Raw genomic sequence first — 1,281 nt, forward strand, 5'->3', positions numbered from 1 at the left:
CGAATGACAACAACAAACCCGCGCCCCACATCAGCGCCAGGCCCAACATCAACGCATAGCCGACGCGCACCACGCCCCAGCCCAAACGCCGAGCGGTGCGGTTATCGTCGAGCACGCCCTGCCACGGGGTAGGCGCGGACCAGTCGTGGTTTTTTGAAGCAGACTTTAGCGGCGCTACCGGCAGGCTGAACCACAGCCCGCGCAACGGCACGCCACGGGAAAACTCGGGCGACAGCGGCTCCAACACCTGCCGCCAACGGGCAATTCCCTTGGCCTGCAAATCACGCGACAACCGCAGCAGGAAATCGTGGGCCAATGTCTCATTCATCTGCCCCAACCCGGCACGGCGCAACGGCGTGAGCAACTCGGTCAACTGCTCCTGCAGTTCCTGCGCGCTGAAGCGCTCGGGCAGTACGCAGCCCACCGGTTGCACCGCACGGCCGGTTTGCTCCCAGGTGCTGGCACATACTTGCCAGAGGTATAACGGCAACTGCCAGCCTACGTGATGCGCCAGGCGTTTTAACTGGCGCACGCCGGTGGCCATCGCGGCTTCGTCGGCGGCCTGGGTGTTGTCCAAGGCCCAGACTACGCCGTCCAGGGAGCGCCAGCGGCTCAGGCCGGACCAGTGTGCGGTGAAGGTTTGCTCCAGGGATTCATGGGCGTGGCCGCCCCACAGCAGGACGGTGCCCTGGCCTTCCAGCCAGTGGCGGGTGGTGAGGTTGGGGGCGATGGCTTTGACGTTGGTGGGGTCGCCAATGATAAGAAGGAGGCGGACTTTTTGGCGCCAGAGGGGGCCGTAGTGCTCGCGCAGATGAGCGCGTAACGCCTTAACCCGATCCGCCCCGTCATCGGTCGATGGCGGGCTCAACGCTGAGCCCGGAATTGACGGAGCCACGCCCACCACCCGCTCAGCCTGACGAGCCGCCAGGCGATCCCAGGCCAGCAACACCACCGGGCATAACCAGCAGAGCGCGAACCACACACCCAGCCCCCACAACGCCAGTTGCTTGAGCGGCAACTGCGGCCAGCCCAACGCGTCGCCGCCCAAGCCATATACCAGACAGCCCAATAGCACCAGCAGGGTAATGAGCAGCAAATAGCCGAACCCCACGCGCGCCAACGAACCTTTCCCCATGTCCTTAACTATTGCCATAAGGCACCGCCACTCCAATCGCCAACCGTTTATTTGCATCCTGACTCAACCAACCACAGGGCTGCCCCGCCACACCGGCTTGAAGCAATGCCAGGGACATCCCGATAAACGGTGCTAGATCCCCCAAT

At 63.8% G+C, this 1,281-nt stretch carries 1 pseudogene; it reads right to left on the bottom strand.

Annotated elements, in window-relative coordinates:
• Positions 1-1,153 (bottom strand): annotated as a pseudogene (locus tag FEM54_RS32720) (ImcF-related family protein); the annotation flags it as partial.
• Between the last annotated feature and the right edge of the window lie 128 nt (positions 1,154-1,281).

The sequence above is a fragment of the Pseudomonas edaphica genome, assembly GCF_005863185.1.
In the GTDB taxonomy this organism is placed as follows: Bacteria; Pseudomonadota; Gammaproteobacteria; order Pseudomonadales; family Pseudomonadaceae; genus Aquipseudomonas; species Aquipseudomonas edaphica.